General features: G+C 70.2%; 15 protein-coding genes. 3 read left to right on the top strand and 12 right to left on the bottom strand.

The features are described from left to right. Positions 1-54: 54 nt before the first annotated feature. The 9 genes from ACIBVN_RS30815 to ACIBVN_RS30775 are packed head-to-tail and all read right to left on the bottom strand — an operon-like array spanning position 55 to position 5,929. Positions 55-459: a flp pilus-assembly TadE/G-like family protein gene (locus ACIBVN_RS30815; protein ID WP_397142312.1), complete on the bottom strand. Its 405-nt coding sequence runs from the start codon at positions 457-459 to the stop codon at positions 55-57. Continuing rightward, the gene (locus ACIBVN_RS30810; protein WP_397142310.1) at positions 452-844 is read right to left on the bottom strand and encodes a TadE/TadG family type IV pilus assembly protein; all 393 of its coding nucleotides are present in this window, start codon (positions 842-844) and stop codon (positions 452-454) included. Before ACIBVN_RS30810 ends, ACIBVN_RS30815 begins: the two co-directional genes overlap by 8 nt. After that, on the bottom strand, positions 841-1,269 hold the full coding sequence (locus tag ACIBVN_RS30805) for a TadE family protein (protein WP_397142308.1): 429 nt from the start codon (positions 1,267-1,269) through the stop codon (positions 841-843). The genes ACIBVN_RS30810 and ACIBVN_RS30805 overlap by 4 nt, the downstream gene beginning before the upstream one ends. Continuing rightward, the gene (locus ACIBVN_RS30800; RefSeq protein ID WP_349446962.1) at positions 1,256-1,486 is read right to left on the bottom strand and encodes a hypothetical protein; all 231 of its coding nucleotides are present in this window, start codon (positions 1,484-1,486) and stop codon (positions 1,256-1,258) included. The genes ACIBVN_RS30805 and ACIBVN_RS30800 overlap by 14 nt, the downstream gene beginning before the upstream one ends. Further along, entirely contained in the window at positions 1,486-2,406 is a 921-nt protein-coding gene (locus ACIBVN_RS30795) for a type II secretion system F family protein (protein ID WP_397142306.1), read from the bottom strand. Before ACIBVN_RS30795 ends, ACIBVN_RS30800 begins: the two co-directional genes overlap by 1 nt. Continuing rightward, positions 2,399-3,244: a type II secretion system F family protein gene (locus ACIBVN_RS30790; RefSeq protein WP_397142304.1), complete on the bottom strand. Its 846-nt coding sequence runs from the start codon at positions 3,242-3,244 to the stop codon at positions 2,399-2,401. The genes ACIBVN_RS30795 and ACIBVN_RS30790 overlap by 8 nt, the downstream gene beginning before the upstream one ends. Positions 3,245-3,247: 3 nt before the next feature. Next, positions 3,248-4,543 carry a CpaF family protein gene (locus tag ACIBVN_RS30785; protein WP_397142302.1) on the bottom strand — a complete coding sequence of 432 codons (1,296 nt, stop codon included), beginning with the start codon at positions 4,541-4,543 and terminating at the stop codon, positions 3,248-3,250. Continuing rightward, positions 4,540-5,256 carry a hypothetical protein gene (locus ACIBVN_RS30780; protein ID WP_397142300.1) on the bottom strand — a complete coding sequence of 239 codons (717 nt, stop codon included), beginning with the start codon at positions 5,254-5,256 and terminating at the stop codon, positions 4,540-4,542. The genes ACIBVN_RS30785 and ACIBVN_RS30780 overlap by 4 nt, the downstream gene beginning before the upstream one ends. A gap of 1 nt (position 5,257) precedes the next feature. Further along, positions 5,258-5,929 (bottom strand): hypothetical protein, encoded by a 672-nt coding sequence (locus ACIBVN_RS30775; RefSeq protein WP_397142298.1) that lies wholly within the window; start codon positions 5,927-5,929, stop codon positions 5,258-5,260. A gap of 311 nt (positions 5,930-6,240) precedes the next feature. On the opposite strand from ACIBVN_RS30775, the gene ACIBVN_RS30770 reads away from it, so the two are divergent. After that, complete coding sequence (locus ACIBVN_RS30770; RefSeq protein WP_397142296.1) at positions 6,241-10,896, top strand: FtsK/SpoIIIE domain-containing protein; 4,656 nt, start codon at positions 6,241-6,243, stop codon at positions 10,894-10,896. Positions 10,897-10,910: 14 nt separating this feature from the next. On the opposite strand, the gene ACIBVN_RS30765 is transcribed toward ACIBVN_RS30770, so the two are convergent. Continuing rightward, positions 10,911-11,495, bottom strand: a complete 585-nt coding sequence (locus ACIBVN_RS30765; RefSeq protein ID WP_397142294.1) for an ArsR/SmtB family transcription factor — start codon at positions 11,493-11,495, stop codon at positions 10,911-10,913. Between the two features lie 79 nt (positions 11,496-11,574). Between ACIBVN_RS30765 and ACIBVN_RS30760 the strand changes: the two genes are divergently transcribed. Then, positions 11,575-12,987, top strand: a complete 1,413-nt coding sequence (locus ACIBVN_RS30760) for an alpha/beta hydrolase family protein (protein WP_397142292.1) — start codon at positions 11,575-11,577, stop codon at positions 12,985-12,987. Positions 12,988-13,031: 44 nt separating this feature from the next. Further along, complete coding sequence (gene eccB, locus ACIBVN_RS30755) at positions 13,032-14,480, top strand: type VII secretion protein EccB (protein WP_397142289.1); 1,449 nt, start codon at positions 13,032-13,034, stop codon at positions 14,478-14,480. A 193-nt stretch (positions 14,481-14,673) separates the two neighbouring features. Here the strand turns inward: eccB and ACIBVN_RS30750 are convergent, their stop codons facing one another. Both ACIBVN_RS30750 and ACIBVN_RS30745 read right to left on the bottom strand, forming a co-directional pair. Further along, positions 14,674-15,447, bottom strand: a complete 774-nt coding sequence (locus ACIBVN_RS30750; protein ID WP_397142287.1) for a hypothetical protein — start codon at positions 15,445-15,447, stop codon at positions 14,674-14,676. Positions 15,448-15,467: 20 nt separating this feature from the next. Beyond that, a complete protein-coding gene (locus ACIBVN_RS30745; protein WP_397142285.1) occupies positions 15,468-16,709 on the bottom strand; it encodes a hypothetical protein in 1,242 nt (413 codons plus the stop codon). Between the last annotated feature and the right edge of the window lie 44 nt (positions 16,710-16,753).

Below are 16,753 nucleotides of genomic sequence, written 5' to 3'. Positions count from 1 at the left end.
CGTCCAGCGTCGTGCCTCGCACGTTCGCCGATCCATTGAGTGGTGCGATTCGGTCTATCTCGCTTCGGGCGCGGCGACCGCCTGGCCGGTCATCTCGAAGTCCGGGAACCCGATCGCGCTCAGGAAGAACGCCTCCCCCCGCACCGACACGGTGACCGTCACCTGCGCCTGGCCGACGGTGCACTGGCCGCGGGTCACGTCGTCGCCGCCCTGCGCCGTGACGATCTCGTCGGCCCTGGCGCACACTTGGTCCTCGCCGAGCAGCCGGGTCTGCCCGGTGGCCCGGAGGTGGTCGACGTCGATCTGGTCGGCGCCGGCCCGCGCGGACTGCTCGGCCACGTCGGCGGCGCGCAACCGGGCGTTGATCGCCGAGCCGCCGTCCACGAGCAGCCCGGCCAGCAGGAACACGGCGACGGAGAAGAGCACGGTGAAGACCGACATCGACCCCCGCTCACTCATCGACCCTCCTGAACTGCTCGATCGGCACCACCGCCGTGCCGGTCATCCGCTTGGCGCCGACCCCCAGGAAACCGAGGTCCAGCTCGCAGCTCACCTCGGCCTGGACCTGGCCGCCCTGCTCCCACGTGGAGCCGTCCAGCGAGACGGACGGGGACCCGCAGGGGCCGGTCAGCGCGCTCTCGGCGATGGCCTCGGCGGCGGCCTCGGCGTCGCCGAACGAGCGCTGCACCGACGCGGCGCGGGCCGCGTCCCTGGCCGCCCCGTTGACCCGGCCCTGCGTCTCCACCAGCACCCCGGCTCCGGCCAGGAACATGAGGAACAGCAGGAAGACCGGGGCCAGCATCACGGTCTCCACGGCCATGGAGCCGCGCTCTCCGCCGCTCATGAGCAGTCCTCGCCGCCGTTGTCGGGGCGGAAGCACTCGACGGGCCCGCCCGCGGTGGCGGTGATCGTGAACGTCAGCTCGGGCAGCAGCGGGATCACCTGTACGGCGCTGCCGGTCACGGTGACGAAGCGCTCGTCGGGCTCCTTCTCGGACGTCGTGGCCGTGGCGCCCTGGAGCAGCTTCGGGCCGACGGCCCGGATGATGTCGGTGGCCTTCGCGGTGGCCTGGCCCGGCCAGTCACCGGAGTCGAACGGCGCCGCCCTGGCCACGCGCGCGCCCTCCTGGGCGGCCGCCTCCGCGACCTGGCGGGCGTGGAACCAGAGCGCAACCTGCACGATGAGCAGCGCGACCGCCAGGACGACCGGCATGAGCACGGCCAGCTCGATCACCGTCGCGCCCCGCTCACCTCTCTTACGGGGTGCCACCGGTGTCACCGCCACCGCCGAAACTGCCTTGGATCTCGCTCTGCTTCTGCTCCACCAGCGTCTTGATCAACGTGGCCAGGCCAAGCGCGACACCGGCGATGATGGCGGTGATGATCACCCACTCGACGGCGGAGGCGCCGCGGGTGGGGGCGGTTCGGGCGCGGTGGATGCGCACGCTCAGGTACGCGGTGAGATACACGATCCAGGGATGGTTCATCAGGACCCCAACATCTTCATAGCGGCGGGAAAACTGAGGAAAATCACGAAACCGGCGCAGAGCAGGAGCTGAGCGACGAGCATCGACTGCGACCGCTCGCCGGCCTTGCCCTCGATCTCCGCCAGCTCGCGGCGGCGCAGCGTGGCCGCCCTGGCAGTCAGCGACGCGCGTACTTTGGCGCCGTCGTCGGCCACCAGGCCCAGCGCGGCGGACAGGTCGCGCAGCTCGTCGACGTTGATCTCCTCGCCGAGCTGGCCGAGCGCCTGCCACGGAGTGATGCCGACGATCCTGGCGCCGCTCAGCGCGTCGCGGATGCGGCCCATCGCCCAGTTGGGCTGCTCGCCGCTGACCGAGACGGCCATCATGAGGGCCTCGGGGACGCCGCGTCCGCCGGCCAGGTTCATGGAGACGAGGTCGAGGAACGCCCCGACCACGTGGCGGAAGTCGCGCCGCCTGGCCGCCGCGTCCTTGCGTACCTGCAGGTCGGGCAGGAAGAAGAAGAGGACCGCGACGAGCACGGCGGCCCAGAACGGGATGGCGAGCGAGGTGCCCCACTCCATGAGCACCAGCCAGCCGAGCAGCAGCGGAAAGGCCAGCAGGCCACTCGCCGCCAGCAGCACCTTGCCGGCCAGGAACGCCTCGAACGAGCGGCCGAGCAGCGCCAGGTCCGCCTTGGTCGACTTGACCTCCCAGCCGCGGGCCCCGTACAGGCGGGCCAGCCGCTCGCCCAGATCGCGGCGGAACGCGCTGACCTCCTCGTCGGGCAGCACGAGCTGGATGCGGGGGCCGCCCGCGTCCTCGCGCACGGCGTCGAGCGCCAGCAGCCGCGCCACCAGCCCGGGACGGGCCGGGAAGAGCGCCCTCAGCAGTACGAACAGGCCGAGCCCGAGTACGGCTCCGCCCAGCGCGCCCTCAACCATTGCCGCCGCCTCCTCCCATGAGCAGCCGCGTCGGCTTGTCGAACCTGGCCAGCCGCCTCATCCAGGCGAACCCGGCCCCGAACAGCCCGGCGACGACCACCAGGACGGCCTGGCCGAGCACGCCCTCGTACTCGGCCACGTACGAGGGGTTGAACAGGATGAGGAGCCCGGCGAAGACCAGCGCGGTGATCACCACGATCTGGACGCTGCGCCTGGTCGCGCGGCGCTCGGCTTCGACGCGGCGGCGCATGTCGAGCTCCTCGCGGGCCGAGACGGCCAGCGCGCCCAGCACGTCGCGCAGGCCGGGGCCGCGCAGCCGGGAGTTGAGTATGAGTGCGGCCACCACGAGGTCGGCCGAGGGGTCGTCGAGCTCGTCGGCGAACAACGCCAGGGCCTCGGGCAGCGCCATCCTGGTGTGCAGCCGGTCGATCATGGCCCGCAGGTGGGGCCTGAGCGTGGGGGCGGCGGCCCTGATGGACGACGGGATGGCCTGTTCGAGCCCGGCCGCGCCGGCGATCGTGTCACGCAGGGACTCGGTCCAGGCGGCGAGCCCTTCGAGCCGGCGCATGGCGGCGCGTTCCTCGCCTGCCCCGCCCGACAGGCCGCGCCAGGCGAACACGAGCAGCACCGTGCCCGCCGCCATGACCGGCCAGCCGGTGATGATCAGGACCAGTCCCGCGGCCACGGCCGCCACCGCAGTGCGTGTGGTCAGCATCTTGATCAGGTGGCGCTTGGGCTGGGACGGGCGGGGGCGCATGCCGTACAGGGAGATGAAGAACAGGAACAGGCCGCCGCCGCCGAGCGCTCCGGCCAGCATCGCCAACGGGTCGAGCACCATGGCTCACCACCCCCCTGGCAGGTAGCCGTGGGCGGCGAGCTCCTCCAGGCAGGAGACCGGGGCGTGCGGGACGGCGGTGCCGTCGGGGCCCGGCACGAACACCTCGCTCGACAGGACGCGGCCGTCGACGCCGTTGACCTCGCGGATGCTGGAGACGTAGCGGCGCAGGGTGCCGCCGACGTTGTAGTCGTTGCGCTTCTCGATGAAGACGACGAAGTCGATGGCGCCCGCGATGAGCATGTGGGTGGCGTCGATGGGCAGGCGCTCGCTGGCCTGCAGGGCGTAGGTGGAGATGCGGTTGAAGACCTCCATGCTGGAGTTGGCGTGGATGGTCGACAAGGAGCCGTCGTTGCCCTGGGTCATCGCGTTGAGCATGGTGACGATCTCGTCGCCGAGGACCTCGCCGACGATGACGCGGCTGGGGTTCATGCGGAGGGAGCGTCTGACCAGCTCGGCCATGGAGATCTCGCCCTGGCCCTCGGAGTTGGGCAGGCGCTGCTCGAAGGCGACCACGTTGGGGTGGAGCTCGGGGAACTGGTCGAGGCCCAGCTCCAGGGCGCGTTCGACGGTGATGAGGCGCTCGCTGGGCGGGATCTCGTTGGCCAGGGCTCTGAGCAGGGTGGTCTTGCCGGCGTTGGTGGATCCGGCGATCATGATGTTCTTGCGGGCGGCGACGGCGGCCGTCAGGAACCTCGCTATGTCCCGACTTATCGTGCCGTTGCCTGCCAAGTCGGACAGGAAGACCTTGCCGAGGCGGGCGCGGCGGATCGAGACCGCCGGCCTGACGGTGACGTCCATGACGGCGCTCAGCCTGGAGCCGTCGGGCAGGCGCAGGTCGAGCTGCGGGTTGGCGGTGTCGAACGGCCTGCTCGACAGGCCCGAGTACGCCGCCAGGATCTGGATGAGCTCGATCAGCTCGTCGTCGGAGTCGGCGACCGGGTCCTGCATGGCCTCCTGGCCGTCGGCGTAGCTGACGAACACCTTGTCGCAGCCGTTGATGTCGATGTTCTCGACCTCGGGGTCGTCGAGCAGCGGCTGCAGCCTCCCCACGCCGAACAGCGCGGCGTGGATGCCGGCGGCGAGCGCCTCTTCCTCCTCGACCGTGGGCGGCGTGCGGCCGAGGCCGATCTCGTTGCGGGCGTGCTCCTCGAGCACCTGGGAGATCAGCGCCCTGGCGAACTGGCGCTCGTCCTCCCCCGTCATCGGGGGCAGGCCGTTGGCCTGGTCGAGCCTGCGCTGGTGGGCCAGGCGGTCGCCGACCTCCTGGCGGAAGCGCTTGACGAGCGAGTGGTCGATCATCGATGGCTCACCAGTCTCCCCGCGAGGTCTCTTGCCGTACGGATGAGCAGGGAACGGTCGAGGCGGCCGCCCCACTGGCCGCGCAGCAGCTCGGCGCCCTTGGGATCGTGCGCGAGGCCGTACACGTGCTGGACGGCCGGGCCGACGATCCTGCGCACGTCGTCGATGGAGGCGCGGTAGTTACGCGGGTCGGCGATCACGGCGACGCCGTGCGCCTTGGTGACCTGGAGGCGTTCGCGCAGGTGGGCGACGTGGTCGAGGGTGGCCCTGGTGAGCAGCACGACCTGCTCGGCCTCGGCGATCAGGTCGCCGAGCTGCGGGTGCGCGCCGAGGCGGCCGCAGTCGGCGATCACGTCGGCGTTCGGGATGGCGGCGAGCGACCTGCCCAGAGGCCCCCACATCCAGGTGAGCCCGGCGGCCTGCTCGCCGTGTGTCAGCCCGATCAGCACGTCGAGCCCTCCGACGACCTTCTGGGTGTGCTGGTGGATCTGGGCGGGCTCGAGCCCGCGCCGCGCCGTGGCGCCGAGCGTGAGCAGCCCCTTCGCCGGGTTGAGCACGCCGCCGTCCACGGCAGGGAGCCGGTAGGCGAGGTCGCCGCCCGCCGGGTCGCATTCGGCCAGCAGCACGGGACGCGGCCACACCGCCGCCAGGGCCGTCGCCGCAGTCGTCACACCCGGCGCGCCTTTGTCGGCGGCCAGTACGATCAGCGCCACGTCAGCGTGCCCCCGGTAGCTCGGCGACCGCGATCTCCCCGCTGGAGGCGAAAGCCACCAATTCCGGCGATGCCGACGCGTCCACGACCACAGTGATCTGGCCGGAGTTTCCCATTCTGGACTTGTCGCCGACCGAGAAGACGAGCGCGCTTTCCGCGAGTACGCGTGTTTGTCCCTGGCTTGACCGGCTCGGCACGAATACCACCTGGACGCGGTCACCCGGTTCCACTTCCGCAGGCATTTGCCCCGGCTTGAGCGACAATCCGACGGTCGCCTTTCCCTGGCTCAGCTCGGTGCTCGCCCTGACGCCCATCTTGTTGGTCAGCAGGGTCCCGGGAAGGATGGTGACGGCCGCGAAGCTGTTGCTCACCAGGCCGCGCTGCGACCAGCTCACATAGTCGACGCCGCCGTCCGCCGCGATCTTGACCTCTTCGAGCGCCTGCTCGGGGAACTTCTGGCCTGCGCCGATCTGCTGGGTGACGCGGATGGCGGAGACGCGGTCGCCGCTGCGCAGCACGAGCAGGGTCGTGGCCAGCGCGCCGCCGAGTATGAGGAGAACGGCGAGGGCGGCCAGGGCCGGTTTGCGTTCTCGAGGGGGCACGGGGAGCTTGCGCGAGGCCGGGCCGGACAACCCCGCCGCCGCGTTGACGGCAGGCTTTTCACTGGTCCTCATGGGTGGGGGGCTCCCAATTGAATCGTGGAATTCCCCGCCATTATGTGGGGCCGGGCGTGCGCTCGTGGGCGGAATGCGAGGACCCATGCTTGTTTCGCAGGTGACCGGCGGCAACCCGAAATAATCGATGCTTGTTGTTTCTATCGAGTTGACGGATGGCAATATTTCCGGCTAGTCGTCCCTGTAACAACGATTGTCACAATATTCACATTGTTTGACGCCCAGCCATGCCATTGCCGTCAACCGGCGGGCCGGATCCCGTTTCGAGCGCTAACTTTGGGCGCCCGAGGTCCGAGCGAGGAGACGACACCATGCGGATCATGCTCACCGTGCTCGGCGAGCAGGGGGACCGTGACGTCGTGATCGACGGTGACGACGGCACCACCGTGGCGGCGGTGAGCGAGGCGCTCAGCGATCATGGGCCGCTGGCGCAGGTCGTACGTCTGCCCGGGGCGCGAGCGCCCTACGGGATGTCGGCCGCCGGTGACACGGGCGCCCGGGTGCCGCGCCCCCGCAGGTCGGAGCGGGCCGGTGTACCGGCGAAACACCGGGCCGTACCGGCGGGTCCCCGGGCAGGCGGACGGGCGAATCCCCCCGGGACGGCGCCGGTGGTGTGGCGTGACGGCCGCCCGCTCGACCCCCGCGCCCCCGCCGTCGCCGTGCTGCGCGACGGCGACAAGATCACCCTGGATCCACGGCTGGCCCGCGCCACCGTCGTCGAGGAGCCGGGCGGGGTGGCCGAGGTGCGCGTGGTGGGCGGTCCGGCTGCCGGGGCCGTACACAGGCTGGGCCTGGGCGTCCACGTCATCGGCTCCGACCCGATGTGCGCCATGTCCACCGCCGACCCGGCGCTGGCCCCGGAGGCGGTGACCGTGCGCGTCACGCCGGAGGCGATCACCATCGAGCGCGCCTGGCGCGGGCCGGACGAGGCGCCGAAACTCAAGCTCAAGGGCAGATGGGCCGAGGAGGTCGCCGAGCTCACGGCCAGGGTCGCGGAGCGGGAGGCGGCCGAGCTGGCCGCCGACTACGGCGAGGTGCCCGAGCTCGACGGCCGCCCGCTCACCGAGCGCACGGAATGGCCCGATCAGGCCGTGCTGACCTGCGGCTCGTCGGTGTTCGTGCTGACGTCGATCGAGCCCAGGGACGCGCACCTGGCACCCAGGAGCGAGGGCGGCGTCTCCTACAACCGCCCGCCCAGGCTCCGGCGCCCCGAGCCGGAGCGCAAGTTCGTCAAGCCGAAGGAGCCGTCCAGGAACGAGGGCCTGCGCCTCCAGCTGCTCGCCGCCTTCCTGCCCGCCGTGCTCGGCCTGACGCTGGCGATCGCCCTGAAGCAGTGGTACTACCTGCTCGTCGCCCTCATGACCCCGGTCATCATGATCGGCCAATGGTGGAGCGACCGCCGCCACGGCAAGAAGCAGCACAAGAAGGCGATCAAGGAGTACAACGCGCAGCTCCAGGCGTACGACGAGGCCGTCGAGCAGGCGCGAGCGGCGGACGAGGCGGCGCGCAGGTCGGACGCGCCCGACCCCGCGCAGGTGCTGCTCACGGCCACGGGGCCGCGCAGACGGCTGTGGGAGCGCAGGATCCACGACTCCGACGCGCTCAGGCTCAGAGTCGGGCTCGCCGACCTGCCCGCCGACCTGGAGCTGTCGGAGGAGCAGGGCGGGCCCATCGACCCGCCGATGTGCCACTCGGTGCCCGTGGCGCTGCCGATGCGCCGGCTGGGCGTGGCGGGCGTCACGGGCCCGCGTACGGAGGCGACCAGCCTCGCGAGCTGGCTGATCTCCCAGGCGGCGACCCTGCACAGCCCGCGCGACCTGGCCATCGTGGTCGTGTCCGCGCACGCCGACGGCGAGCGCCGCTGGGGCTGGATGCGCTGGCTGCCGCACTGCATGCCGCGCGCCGGCGAAGAGTGCGTGGTGCTGGCCGGCACCGATCCCGAGTCGGCCGCCCGCCGCGTCGCCGAGCTCGCCGCGCTCATCGACGAACGCCAGAACACCTCGATCCCCGAGCTGGGCAAGATCCCCACCGGCTGGGACGACCTGGGCGGCCCGGAGAAGCCCACGTTCTCCTCCTACGACGTACGCCCGTACGACGTCCTGGTGATCCTCGACGGCGCCCAGGTCCTTCGCGGCCTGCCGAACATGCCCCAGGTGCTGCGCCAGGGCCCGCGTTCCGGGGTGTTCACGCTCGCCATCGACGACGACCAGCGCCTGCTGCCCGAGGAGTGCCAGACCGTGGCCGCGTGCGGCGGCGACGGTCTCGTACGCCTGCGCGGCGGCGGCCTCGACGTCATCGGCCCCATCCTGGGCGACCTCGTCTCCCCCACCTGGTGCGACCGCCTCGCCCGGGCCCTGTCCCCGATCCGCGACGTGAGCAGGGACGACGCGTCGGCCAACCTCCCGGACGCCGTCCGCCTGCTCGACCTGATGGGCCTGTCCAACCCGACCGGCCGGGAGCTGGCCGCCCGGTGGCGCGACCACGGCTCCACGCAGGCGCTGATCGGGGTCGGCCCGGACGGCCCGTTCTCGGTGGACCTCAAGCTCGACGGCCCCCACGGACTGATCGCGGGCACCACGGGCGCGGGCAAGTCGGAGTTGCTGCAGACGCTGATCTGCGCGCTGGCGGTGAACAACCGGCCGGACCAGCTCACGTTCGTGCTGATCGACTACAAGGGCGGCGCCGCCTTCAAGGAGTGCGTACGCCTGCCGCACACGGTCGGCATGGTCAGCGACCTCGACGGCCACCTGACGCAGCGCGCCCTCGACTCGCTGGCCGCGGAGATCCGCAGGAGAGAGCGCCTGCTGCTGGCAGCCGGGGCCAAGGACATCGACGACTACACGGGTCCGGCGATGCCGCGCCTGGTGTTGATCATCGACGAGTTCGCCGCACTCGTGGCCGAGCTGCCCGACTTCGTCACGGGTCTCGTCGACATCGCCCGCAGAGGCCGCTCGCTGGGCATCCACCTCATCCTGGCCACCCAGCGGCCCGCCGGCGTGGTCACCGCCGACATCCAGGCCAACACGTCGTTGCGCATCGCGCTGCGCGTGACAGAACCCGCCGAGTCCGCCGACGTCATCGACCTGCCCGACGCCGCCCACATCTCCAAGTCGACGCCCGGCCGCTGCTACGTGCGTTCCGGGGTGGGGGCGGCCACCGCCGTGCAGACGGCCCGGGTCGGCGGCCGCAGCCCCGCGTCACCGGCCCGTTCGGGCGGCCCGTTCGCGGCGCCGAGCGCCGATGTCCGGGTGCTCGATGTGACCTGGCGCTCCCTGGGCAAGCCCCTGCCCCGGCCCCCCGAGCCGGAAGAGGACTCGACGGCGACAGACCTCACCCTGGTCGCCGACGCCCTCATCGAAGCCACCCGCCTGGCCGGCGTCCCCGTACAACCCAGCCCCTGGCTGGACCCCCTCCCCGCCCAGTTCGTCCTGGACCTTCCGGAAGAACGTCCACATTCAGGGGAGTTCGCCGAGGTGGCGCCGTTGCCGTTCGGCCTGACCGACCGTCCGTGGGCGCAGGACCGGCACCCCCTGGCGCTCGACCTCGCCCACGGCGGCCACCTGCTCATCGCGGGCGCCGCCCGCTCCGGCAGATCGACGGCGCTGCGTACGATCGCGGGCTCCATCGCGGCCCATGCGTCGCCGGGGGACGTACACGTCCATGCGGTCGACTGCGGCTCGGGCGCGCTCCTGCCCCTGATGGCGATGTCGCACTGCGGCGCCGTCGTGACCCGTGACCAGCTCGACCGGGTGGAGCGCCTGCTCATCCGCCTCCGTGCCGAGGTGGGCCGCCGCCAGCAGCTCCTGGCCGAAGCCGGGCACGCGTCCCTGGCCGAATACCGCCAAGCCGGGCACCGCCTGCCCTGGCTGGTGTTCATGCTGGACCGCTGGGAGGGCTTCGTCGCCGCCTTCGAGGGCTACGACTACGGCCGGCTGATCGAGGCGCTGCTCCAGCTCCTGCGCGAAGGCCCGGCGGTGGGGCTGAGGGCCGTGGTCACCAGCGACCGTTCCGGCCTGCTCGGCCAGGTCTCGACGGTCTTCGACGACCGCCTGCTGCTCCGCCTGTCGGACCCCGCCGACTTCGGCTTGGCGGGCTTCCCCCTGAAGGGGCTGCCCTCGTCGATGCCGCCCGGCCGAGCCCTGTCGATGGGCGAGCACGGCATCGTCGAGCACCACATTGCCCTGCTCTCCCCCGATCCTTCAGGCCCGGCGCAGGTGGCGGCCCTCCAGTCCCTGTCCCGCACCGCCGCCAGTGGCGGCCGGCATTGGGAAGGGGAGCCGCCGTTGCGGGTGGACGCGCTACCGCTGCGGATCACGGCATCCCAGGCGCTCGCCCTGGACCCGACGTTCACGCCCCCGTCCCCCTTGTGGGCGCTGGTCGGCGCCGGAGGCGACGCTCTCGCGCCGCTCGGGCTCGATCTGCCGGCCCACGGGCCCGGGGCGGTGATCGCCGGTCCGTCCCGCTCCGGCCGCTCCTCGGTCCTGCTGACGGCCGCTCACTCGCTGATCGCCCAAGGCACGCCCGTCATCGCCGTCACGCCCCGGCGCAGCCCGTTGCGGGAGCTGGACGGGGCACTGGCCGTGCTGGACGGCAACGCCACGAACCTGGCCGAACTGGTCGCGGATCTGCGGCACTACGTCGTGCTGGTGGACGATGCCGAGCTGGTCAACGCGGACGCCCCGCTGGGGACGGCGTTGGAGGAGGTGCTCCGGTCGGGCAGGGACGGCGATCACGGGCTGCTGATCGCCGGTGCGACGGGGGATCTGGCCGTCGCGTATCGCGGGTTCGTGGCCGAGACGCGTAAGTCCCGTACCGGGGTGCTGCTGGCGGTCCAGAGTCAGGCCGACGGCGACATCTTCTCGATCCGCCTGCCGCGCGGGACGGTGGGAGGTCCGCCTGGGCGCGGCTTCCTGGTGAGGACGGGCAACATCACCCCCATCCAGGCGGCTCTGCCCGGCAACGGCTGACGTGCGGCCACTCCTCAGGACTCGTCGGCGGGGAGGGTGAAGAGGCGGACGTACACGGGGCGGGAGTCCGGCGGGGCGTCCTCCGCTGTGCGGCTGTACTTGAGCAGCAGGGCGACGTACTCGTCGTGGAACCGGCTCAGCTCCTCCTTCGTCAGGTGTGCCAGCCCTCTGGAGCCCCTGGCCCAGTCCGGGTCGGCGCGGTAGGCGGCGGGGAAGCGCTCCATGAGGGCGCGGTCCTCCTCGAAGCCGATCCGGTGGAACTCGGCCAGGACCGCGCGGTCCTCCGGGGCCAGCTGGTCGGGGGTCGGGGCGCGCAGGTCCCTGGGGAACCTGGCGCGGCGCCACCAGCGTTCGCGGCCTGACGAGCGCTCGGGGATCTCCTCGATGAAGCCGTACTTCTCCAGCTGCCGGAGGTGGTAGCTGGTCGTGCCGGTCTTGGCGCCGAGCAACTCGCCGAGGGTGGTCGAGGTGGCGGGGCCGTGGATGTTGAGGTGGGTCAGCATGCGGCGGCGCATGGGATGGGCCAGGGCCTTCAGCCTGCCCGGGTCATTGAGGATGAACGGCTCGTCAGCTTCCGGCGTCGGGTCCTCGTCCTTCATGAGGAGGAGGGTAGTACTCCAGAACGATATCTGCAGACTTTCCTTTGCCGAGAACTCTCTGCAGAGTATGTTCGGCGTTATGCGGATGATTGTTGCGGTCCTCGCCGCCCTCCTCTTAGCGCTCGCCCCCACCGCCGCCGGCGCCGGCACTGAGACGTCGCTTGACGTGCCCGACGATCTGGTGGCGAGCGAGGTGAGTTTCCGGGGAAGCGGCGGGCTGGTGCTGCACGGAAGTGTGATCAGTCCGGTACGGGCCCGGAGCGGGCGGGCCGGGGTCGTGCTGGTGCACGGGGCGGGAACTGGGACGAAGCGGGAGAAGCTGCTGGTCGAGGCCGTGGCGTTCGCCCGGCAAGGGATGTCGGTGCTGGTCTACGACAAGCGCTCCGAGGGGTACTCGCTGTTCAAGAGGTCCTACTCGCAGCTGGCCGACGATGCGCTGGGAGCCGTGGGGACGCTGCGGAAGCAGCCCGGGGTCGATCCGGCGAAGGTCGGCATCTGGGGGCTCAGCGAGGGCGGATGGGTGGCGCCGATCGCGGCGTCGCGGTCCGCGGACATCTCCTTCGTGATCCTCGTGGGCGCCAACGCGCTGCATCCCCTGCGGCAGCAGGCCTGGGCGGTGGCCGCCGGGCTGCGGAAGGCGGGAGTCGAAGGGGCGCTCGTCGACCAGGCCGAGCCCAGGCTCTACCGGGTGATCGCGGATGGGGGGATGTTTCCTGAGCCCTACTACGACCCGGAGCCGGTCATCGCGCGCGTACGACAGCCTGTGCTGGGGATCTGGGGCGTGCACGATCTGCTGACGCCTCCCCGGGAGACGCCCCCCATCTTCGCGAAGGCTCTCGAAGAAGGCGGGAACCGGCGGTACACGTTCCGCTTCTTCGCCGACGCCGACCACGCCGCTCACCGGACGCCCGACGGCGGGGTCACCCGGTTGCCCGAGCTCGCCCCCGGCTACGCGGAGCTCGTCGGCGGCTGGGTGGAAGAGGCGACCTCGGGGCGGGCACCCGTGGCGCGGGTGTCGGGTCCTGCGCCGGTTCAGGCGGACGACTCCGTGCCGGCGCCGCCCACCGAGTGGTGGGAGTCGGCGGTCGTGCAGCTCGGGGCGCTGGTGTTGGTCCTGGTCGCGTTCGGCGGGTATCCCGTGGTGGCCCTGGCGCGCCGGGTGCGGGGGCGCCGCGGCGCGCCGCCGCTCAAGGTGGCGCGACTGGTCAGCGCGGGCGGTCTCGTGACGGTGGCCGGCGGGTTCTGCTATCTGTTCTATGCGATCATGACCGGGGGCAAGCTGGCCGCGCCGGGCCCTCTGGTGGCGGGCAGGCCGCTGGTCTGGGTGGCGTTGCAGGTGATCTCGGTCGTGACGCTCGTGGCCGCGGGCATGACGGCGGCAGGACTGCGGCGGGTGGCCGAGGGCGGCGAGCGGGCGCGGCTCGGGGTTCTCTTCGCGGGAGCCGCGGTGTTCCTGCCGTGGGCGCTGTACTGGGGACTGCTGATGCCGTAGAGGCAGGCGCTCTATGCTGATCCTGACGATACGGGAGAGGTGAGATGCAGACCGGGAAGGACCTCTACCAGGCCCACAAGCTTATGCAGCAGCGCATGGGGATGGCGCTGCTGCAGGCTGAGCCGGACGTGCCCGAGTCACCCATGCGGCGGCTCAACACCGCCATGCTGATCGGGCTCGTGCTGGCCGTCGTCGTGGCCGCCGGATTCGGGATCTGGGGGCTGATCAAGCCGGGAAACGCGACCAAGCTCACCGATCCCGGCCAACTGCTGGTGGAGGAGGAGACCGGCGCCACCTACGTTTACAGCGAGCAGGAGGGCAAGCTGCTCCCGGTGGCCAACTACGTTTCGGGGAGACTGCTGCTCGACGGCTCGGCCGACGTCAAATCCCGTAACGTCACCGCAGCGTCGTTGGCGAAGTTCACCAGGGGCAAGATGGTCGGCATCCCCGGCGCCCCCTCTTCGCTGCCCGACAAGAAGAGGCTGATCCGCGGCCCCTGGTCGGTATGCGTGGCGGCCGACGGCAGCGGTAGGCCGTACGTCTCCCTGGTGGGCGGGCAGAACGTCGGCGGCACACCGCTCTCGGGGAGCAGGGCGATGGTGGTCGGCACCGCGCAGGAGACCTTTGTGGTGTGGAACAACCAGAAGTTCGAGGTTCCGCAGCCGCTGGTCAGAGTCGTGAGCAATGGCAGCCGGCCGCGCCAGATGCCCGCGTCCTGGCTGAACGCCATCCCCACTGGTCCGCCGTTCACCACGCCTACGATCCAGGACCGCGGCAAGGTGACGACCGCGCCGGGCGGCCGCAGGGGCCGGATCGGACAGATCTACACTGTGCCCGCCGTAGCGGGCGCGGAGGCGCGCTGGTACGTCCTGCTCGCCGATGGCCTCGCCCCGGTCCTGCACACCCAGGCCGAGCTGCTGCGCCAGGACCCGGCCAGCAAGACGGCATATGGCAGGGCTCCGGTGACACCGTTCCAGATCGACGCGGCCACCGCCAACTCCACGCCCGTGTCCAAGACCGAGCTGCGCGTGGGCGGCCTGCCCACGACGATGCCACAAATGATCTCGCCCAGCGCCTCGTCGCCACTGTGCGCGGTCTACGCCAACGCCGACAAGGGCTCGACGCGAGCTTCGATCACCGTGGGCAACAGTCTGCCCCTGCCCGCGCCCAGGACCTCGGGCAACACCCAGGAGAACGTCAGCCAGGTGCTGCTGCCGCCGGGTGGCGCCGCGCTGGTCGGCTTGCTTCCTGGCGAGGGACAGCTCGGCTCGATCACGAACTATTACCTGATCACCGACCAGGGGCTCAGATTCGGCCTACCGACCGGCGACGTGCTGGGCAAGCTGGGCTACACCGCAAAGGATGCCTCCCCACTGCCCAGCCACCTCATCCATCTGGTGCCGCCGGGGCCCGACCTGGATCCGGCAGCGGCAAGAAACCCCGTGCAGGTCACCGCGCCGGAACCAATCAGGTCGCCGAGTCCCCAACAGTGATCAGACAGTGGAGACATCGCCGAGTTGTTCGTGGCGGGTTATCTACAACGCCAACCTCGACATCATCGGCGAGCCGTCGCCCTACAGGGTGTTGTTGCTTCTCACAAACACGCCGCACCGAACGCCATCAAATCCCTGACCCCGCAGATTCTTCCGCGCCCGTCCCCATATCCGAACTCTGTCGGTCATACCATCAGCCGAAGCCGAGAATGCTCCCGAGGCCCGGCTTCGGCACGTTCTGCATGGCCTCTTTGGCCTGCGCTTCCTGGTCCTCACCGAAGCCGCCCATATCCTTGTTGAACACGAACTTCGGGAACTCCTTCGCCGCTTGCTCGTATTGCTTGTCGGAAAAGTTCTTGGCGAGCGACTGGAACAACATATGAATAGGGATCATAATCGACAGCGCGACGAGGACAAACATGAGCTTCTTCTTCGTGACGCCCGTCAGCGTGTTTTTCAGCTGAGTCAGAACGGCGGTCGCCGCTGCGCCGACGGCAGCCTTGGTGGGGGGCGTGAGGGCAATCCTCTGGGCAGCCGCGAGCCCCCACAGAACCGTCGGTGCAGCCGCGCCAAGCAGAATCGCCGCGAAAAAGAGAATTGCCGTGGCGCCGTACAGGTTTCCCGCCTCCGTGCTGCTGGCCTTCAGCTTGTCGATCCCCTCACGGATCTTGGCGTACTCCTTCTTGAAGAAATCGGCGGCCTCGCCACCCCAAGTCCCCTCCTCGATCTTCTGCACAATCTCGTCGAGAGATCGGGTCAGGTTGTCGAGATTATAGTTCTCCCCGCCGGTGGCGGCGCTCTGCAACTGGGACTTCACCTTGTAGATGTCACCGGTTTGCGCCATCAAGGCGAGCAGTATCAACGGAATATAGCGAGCCATGTTTTTCTGGACTGGCTCCATCATCGCCACGGCGGCAGTAGAGGCCGCCACCGCGCCATGACTGATCGCCGCTCCGGATTCAATCACAGCCGCACCAAATCCTTACACTAAATTTCATGCGTGAGTGTTCCCCCATCAAGGGACGGAACATCATCAAGTCCGTAGTCGCCCTCATCGCCGACCAGCTGCGGGCCACCCTGTTTGTTGCGATCCTGTCCTTGCTGGCCCATCGGCGGCATCATCCCCATTGGCATGCCGCCCATCCCCGGCATGCCATTCGTGCCGCGCAGTGCCGAGGCCGAGGCCGCGTTGCCGGCCGCTCCCCCCATCCCAGCACCCGTCCCGACGGAGGGGTCCAACCCCGTCGGGATCTGGGTCGCCCCGGCTGGGCCGGTGGGGTTGAAGTTCGGCGTCGAGAAGTTCGCGGGGTTGGCGTTCGCCAGACGGGAGGCGTTCGGATCGATGTTCGGCATGTCGGTGTTCATGTCCGGCGTTCGCATATTCGACGTCGGTATATCTGGCGTGTTCATGTCCGGCGTCTTCATGTCCGGCGTGTTCATGTCCGGCGTGTTCATGTCCGGCGTGTTCATGTCCGGCGTCGGCATATCCGGCGTGTTCATGCCCGGCGAGTTCACGCCCGGTGTCGGCATGTCTGGGGTGTTCGGGGTGAGCCCGTCGAGATTGCTGCTCGGGTTGATGCCGTTGCCGATACCCCCGACCCCGTTGGCAGGGTCGATGCCCGTGTTGCCCAGGCCGTTCATGCCGTTGGCACCGAGCTTCGACGGGTCGAAGTTCGCGCTGTTCACGCCGGAACCGAAGTCCGGGACGCCCCCGCCATCGAAGTTGATCCCTTTGCCGTTCCCGTTCCCGTTCCCGTTCCCGTTGCCGTTCCCGTTGCCGCCGTTGGCCTCCGCAGCAGCCGTGTAGGCCGTGTCGCCGTCCTTCAGCGCCTTCTTCATCGAGTCGATCGCGCCGCCGAGGGCCTTCCACGCGTCGGCCGCCTGGGCGATGACATGATCGGAGACCGACCCCAGCTCCAGATGGAAGGCGGGGCCGAACCCCGGATACCCGATGTGGATGCCTCTGGTCGTCTTCTCGACATCCGTGGCGTGGTCCATTGGGGCGTTGAACAGGCCCATCAGGTCGCTGAAGTACGCCTCGTCGTGCTTGTAGCCCGCACCGGGCCCGAACGAGCCCATTCCTGGGACGTTGGTCATTCCGGCCTGGTTGGCCGCGTAGGCATTCGTGACACCGGGTGGGTAAACCCCGTTCGCACCGAAGTTCGAACTTGTCGTGTACGCGCCGTTGGCGTCGGCCTGGTCTGACGCGCCGCCGCCGGAGTTCGCCACGGCAACCTCCTCTGTCACGACCCCACTGGCCCCAGAAATCACAT

Source organism: Nonomuraea sp. NPDC049400 (assembly GCF_044466425.1).
In the GTDB taxonomy this organism is placed as follows: Bacteria; Actinomycetota; Actinomycetes; order Streptosporangiales; family Streptosporangiaceae; genus Nonomuraea.
This window is presented reverse-complemented; position numbering and strand designations above follow the sequence as displayed.

Coding starts and splice junctions, on each gene's coding strand:
- ACIBVN_RS30785 (WP_397142302.1), bottom strand. CDS start 4,543: ATGATCGACCACTCGCTCGTCAAGCGCTTCCGCCAGGAGGTCGGCGAC.
- ACIBVN_RS30795 (WP_397142306.1), bottom strand. CDS start 2,406: ATGGTTGAGGGCGCGCTGGGCGGAGCCGTACTCGGGCTCGGCCTGTTC.
- ACIBVN_RS30810 (WP_397142310.1), bottom strand. CDS start 844: ATGAGCGGCGGAGAGCGCGGCTCCATGGCCGTGGAGACCGTGATGCTG.
- ACIBVN_RS30775 (WP_397142298.1), bottom strand. CDS start 5,929: ATGAGGACCAGTGAAAAGCCTGCCGTCAACGCGGCGGCGGGGTTGTCC.
- ACIBVN_RS30770 (WP_397142296.1), top strand. CDS start 6,241: ATGCGGATCATGCTCACCGTGCTCGGCGAGCAGGGGGACCGTGACGTC.
- eccB (WP_397142289.1), top strand. CDS start 13,032: ATGCAGACCGGGAAGGACCTCTACCAGGCCCACAAGCTTATGCAGCAG.
- ACIBVN_RS30800 (WP_349446962.1), bottom strand. CDS start 1,486: ATGAACCATCCCTGGATCGTGTATCTCACCGCGTACCTGAGCGTGCGC.
- ACIBVN_RS30760 (WP_397142292.1), top strand. CDS start 11,575: ATGCGGATGATTGTTGCGGTCCTCGCCGCCCTCCTCTTAGCGCTCGCC.
- ACIBVN_RS30815 (WP_397142312.1), bottom strand. CDS start 459: ATGAGTGAGCGGGGGTCGATGTCGGTCTTCACCGTGCTCTTCTCCGTC.
- ACIBVN_RS30765 (WP_397142294.1), bottom strand. CDS start 11,495: ATGAAGGACGAGGACCCGACGCCGGAAGCTGACGAGCCGTTCATCCTC.
- ACIBVN_RS30790 (WP_397142304.1), bottom strand. CDS start 3,244: ATGGTGCTCGACCCGTTGGCGATGCTGGCCGGAGCGCTCGGCGGCGGC.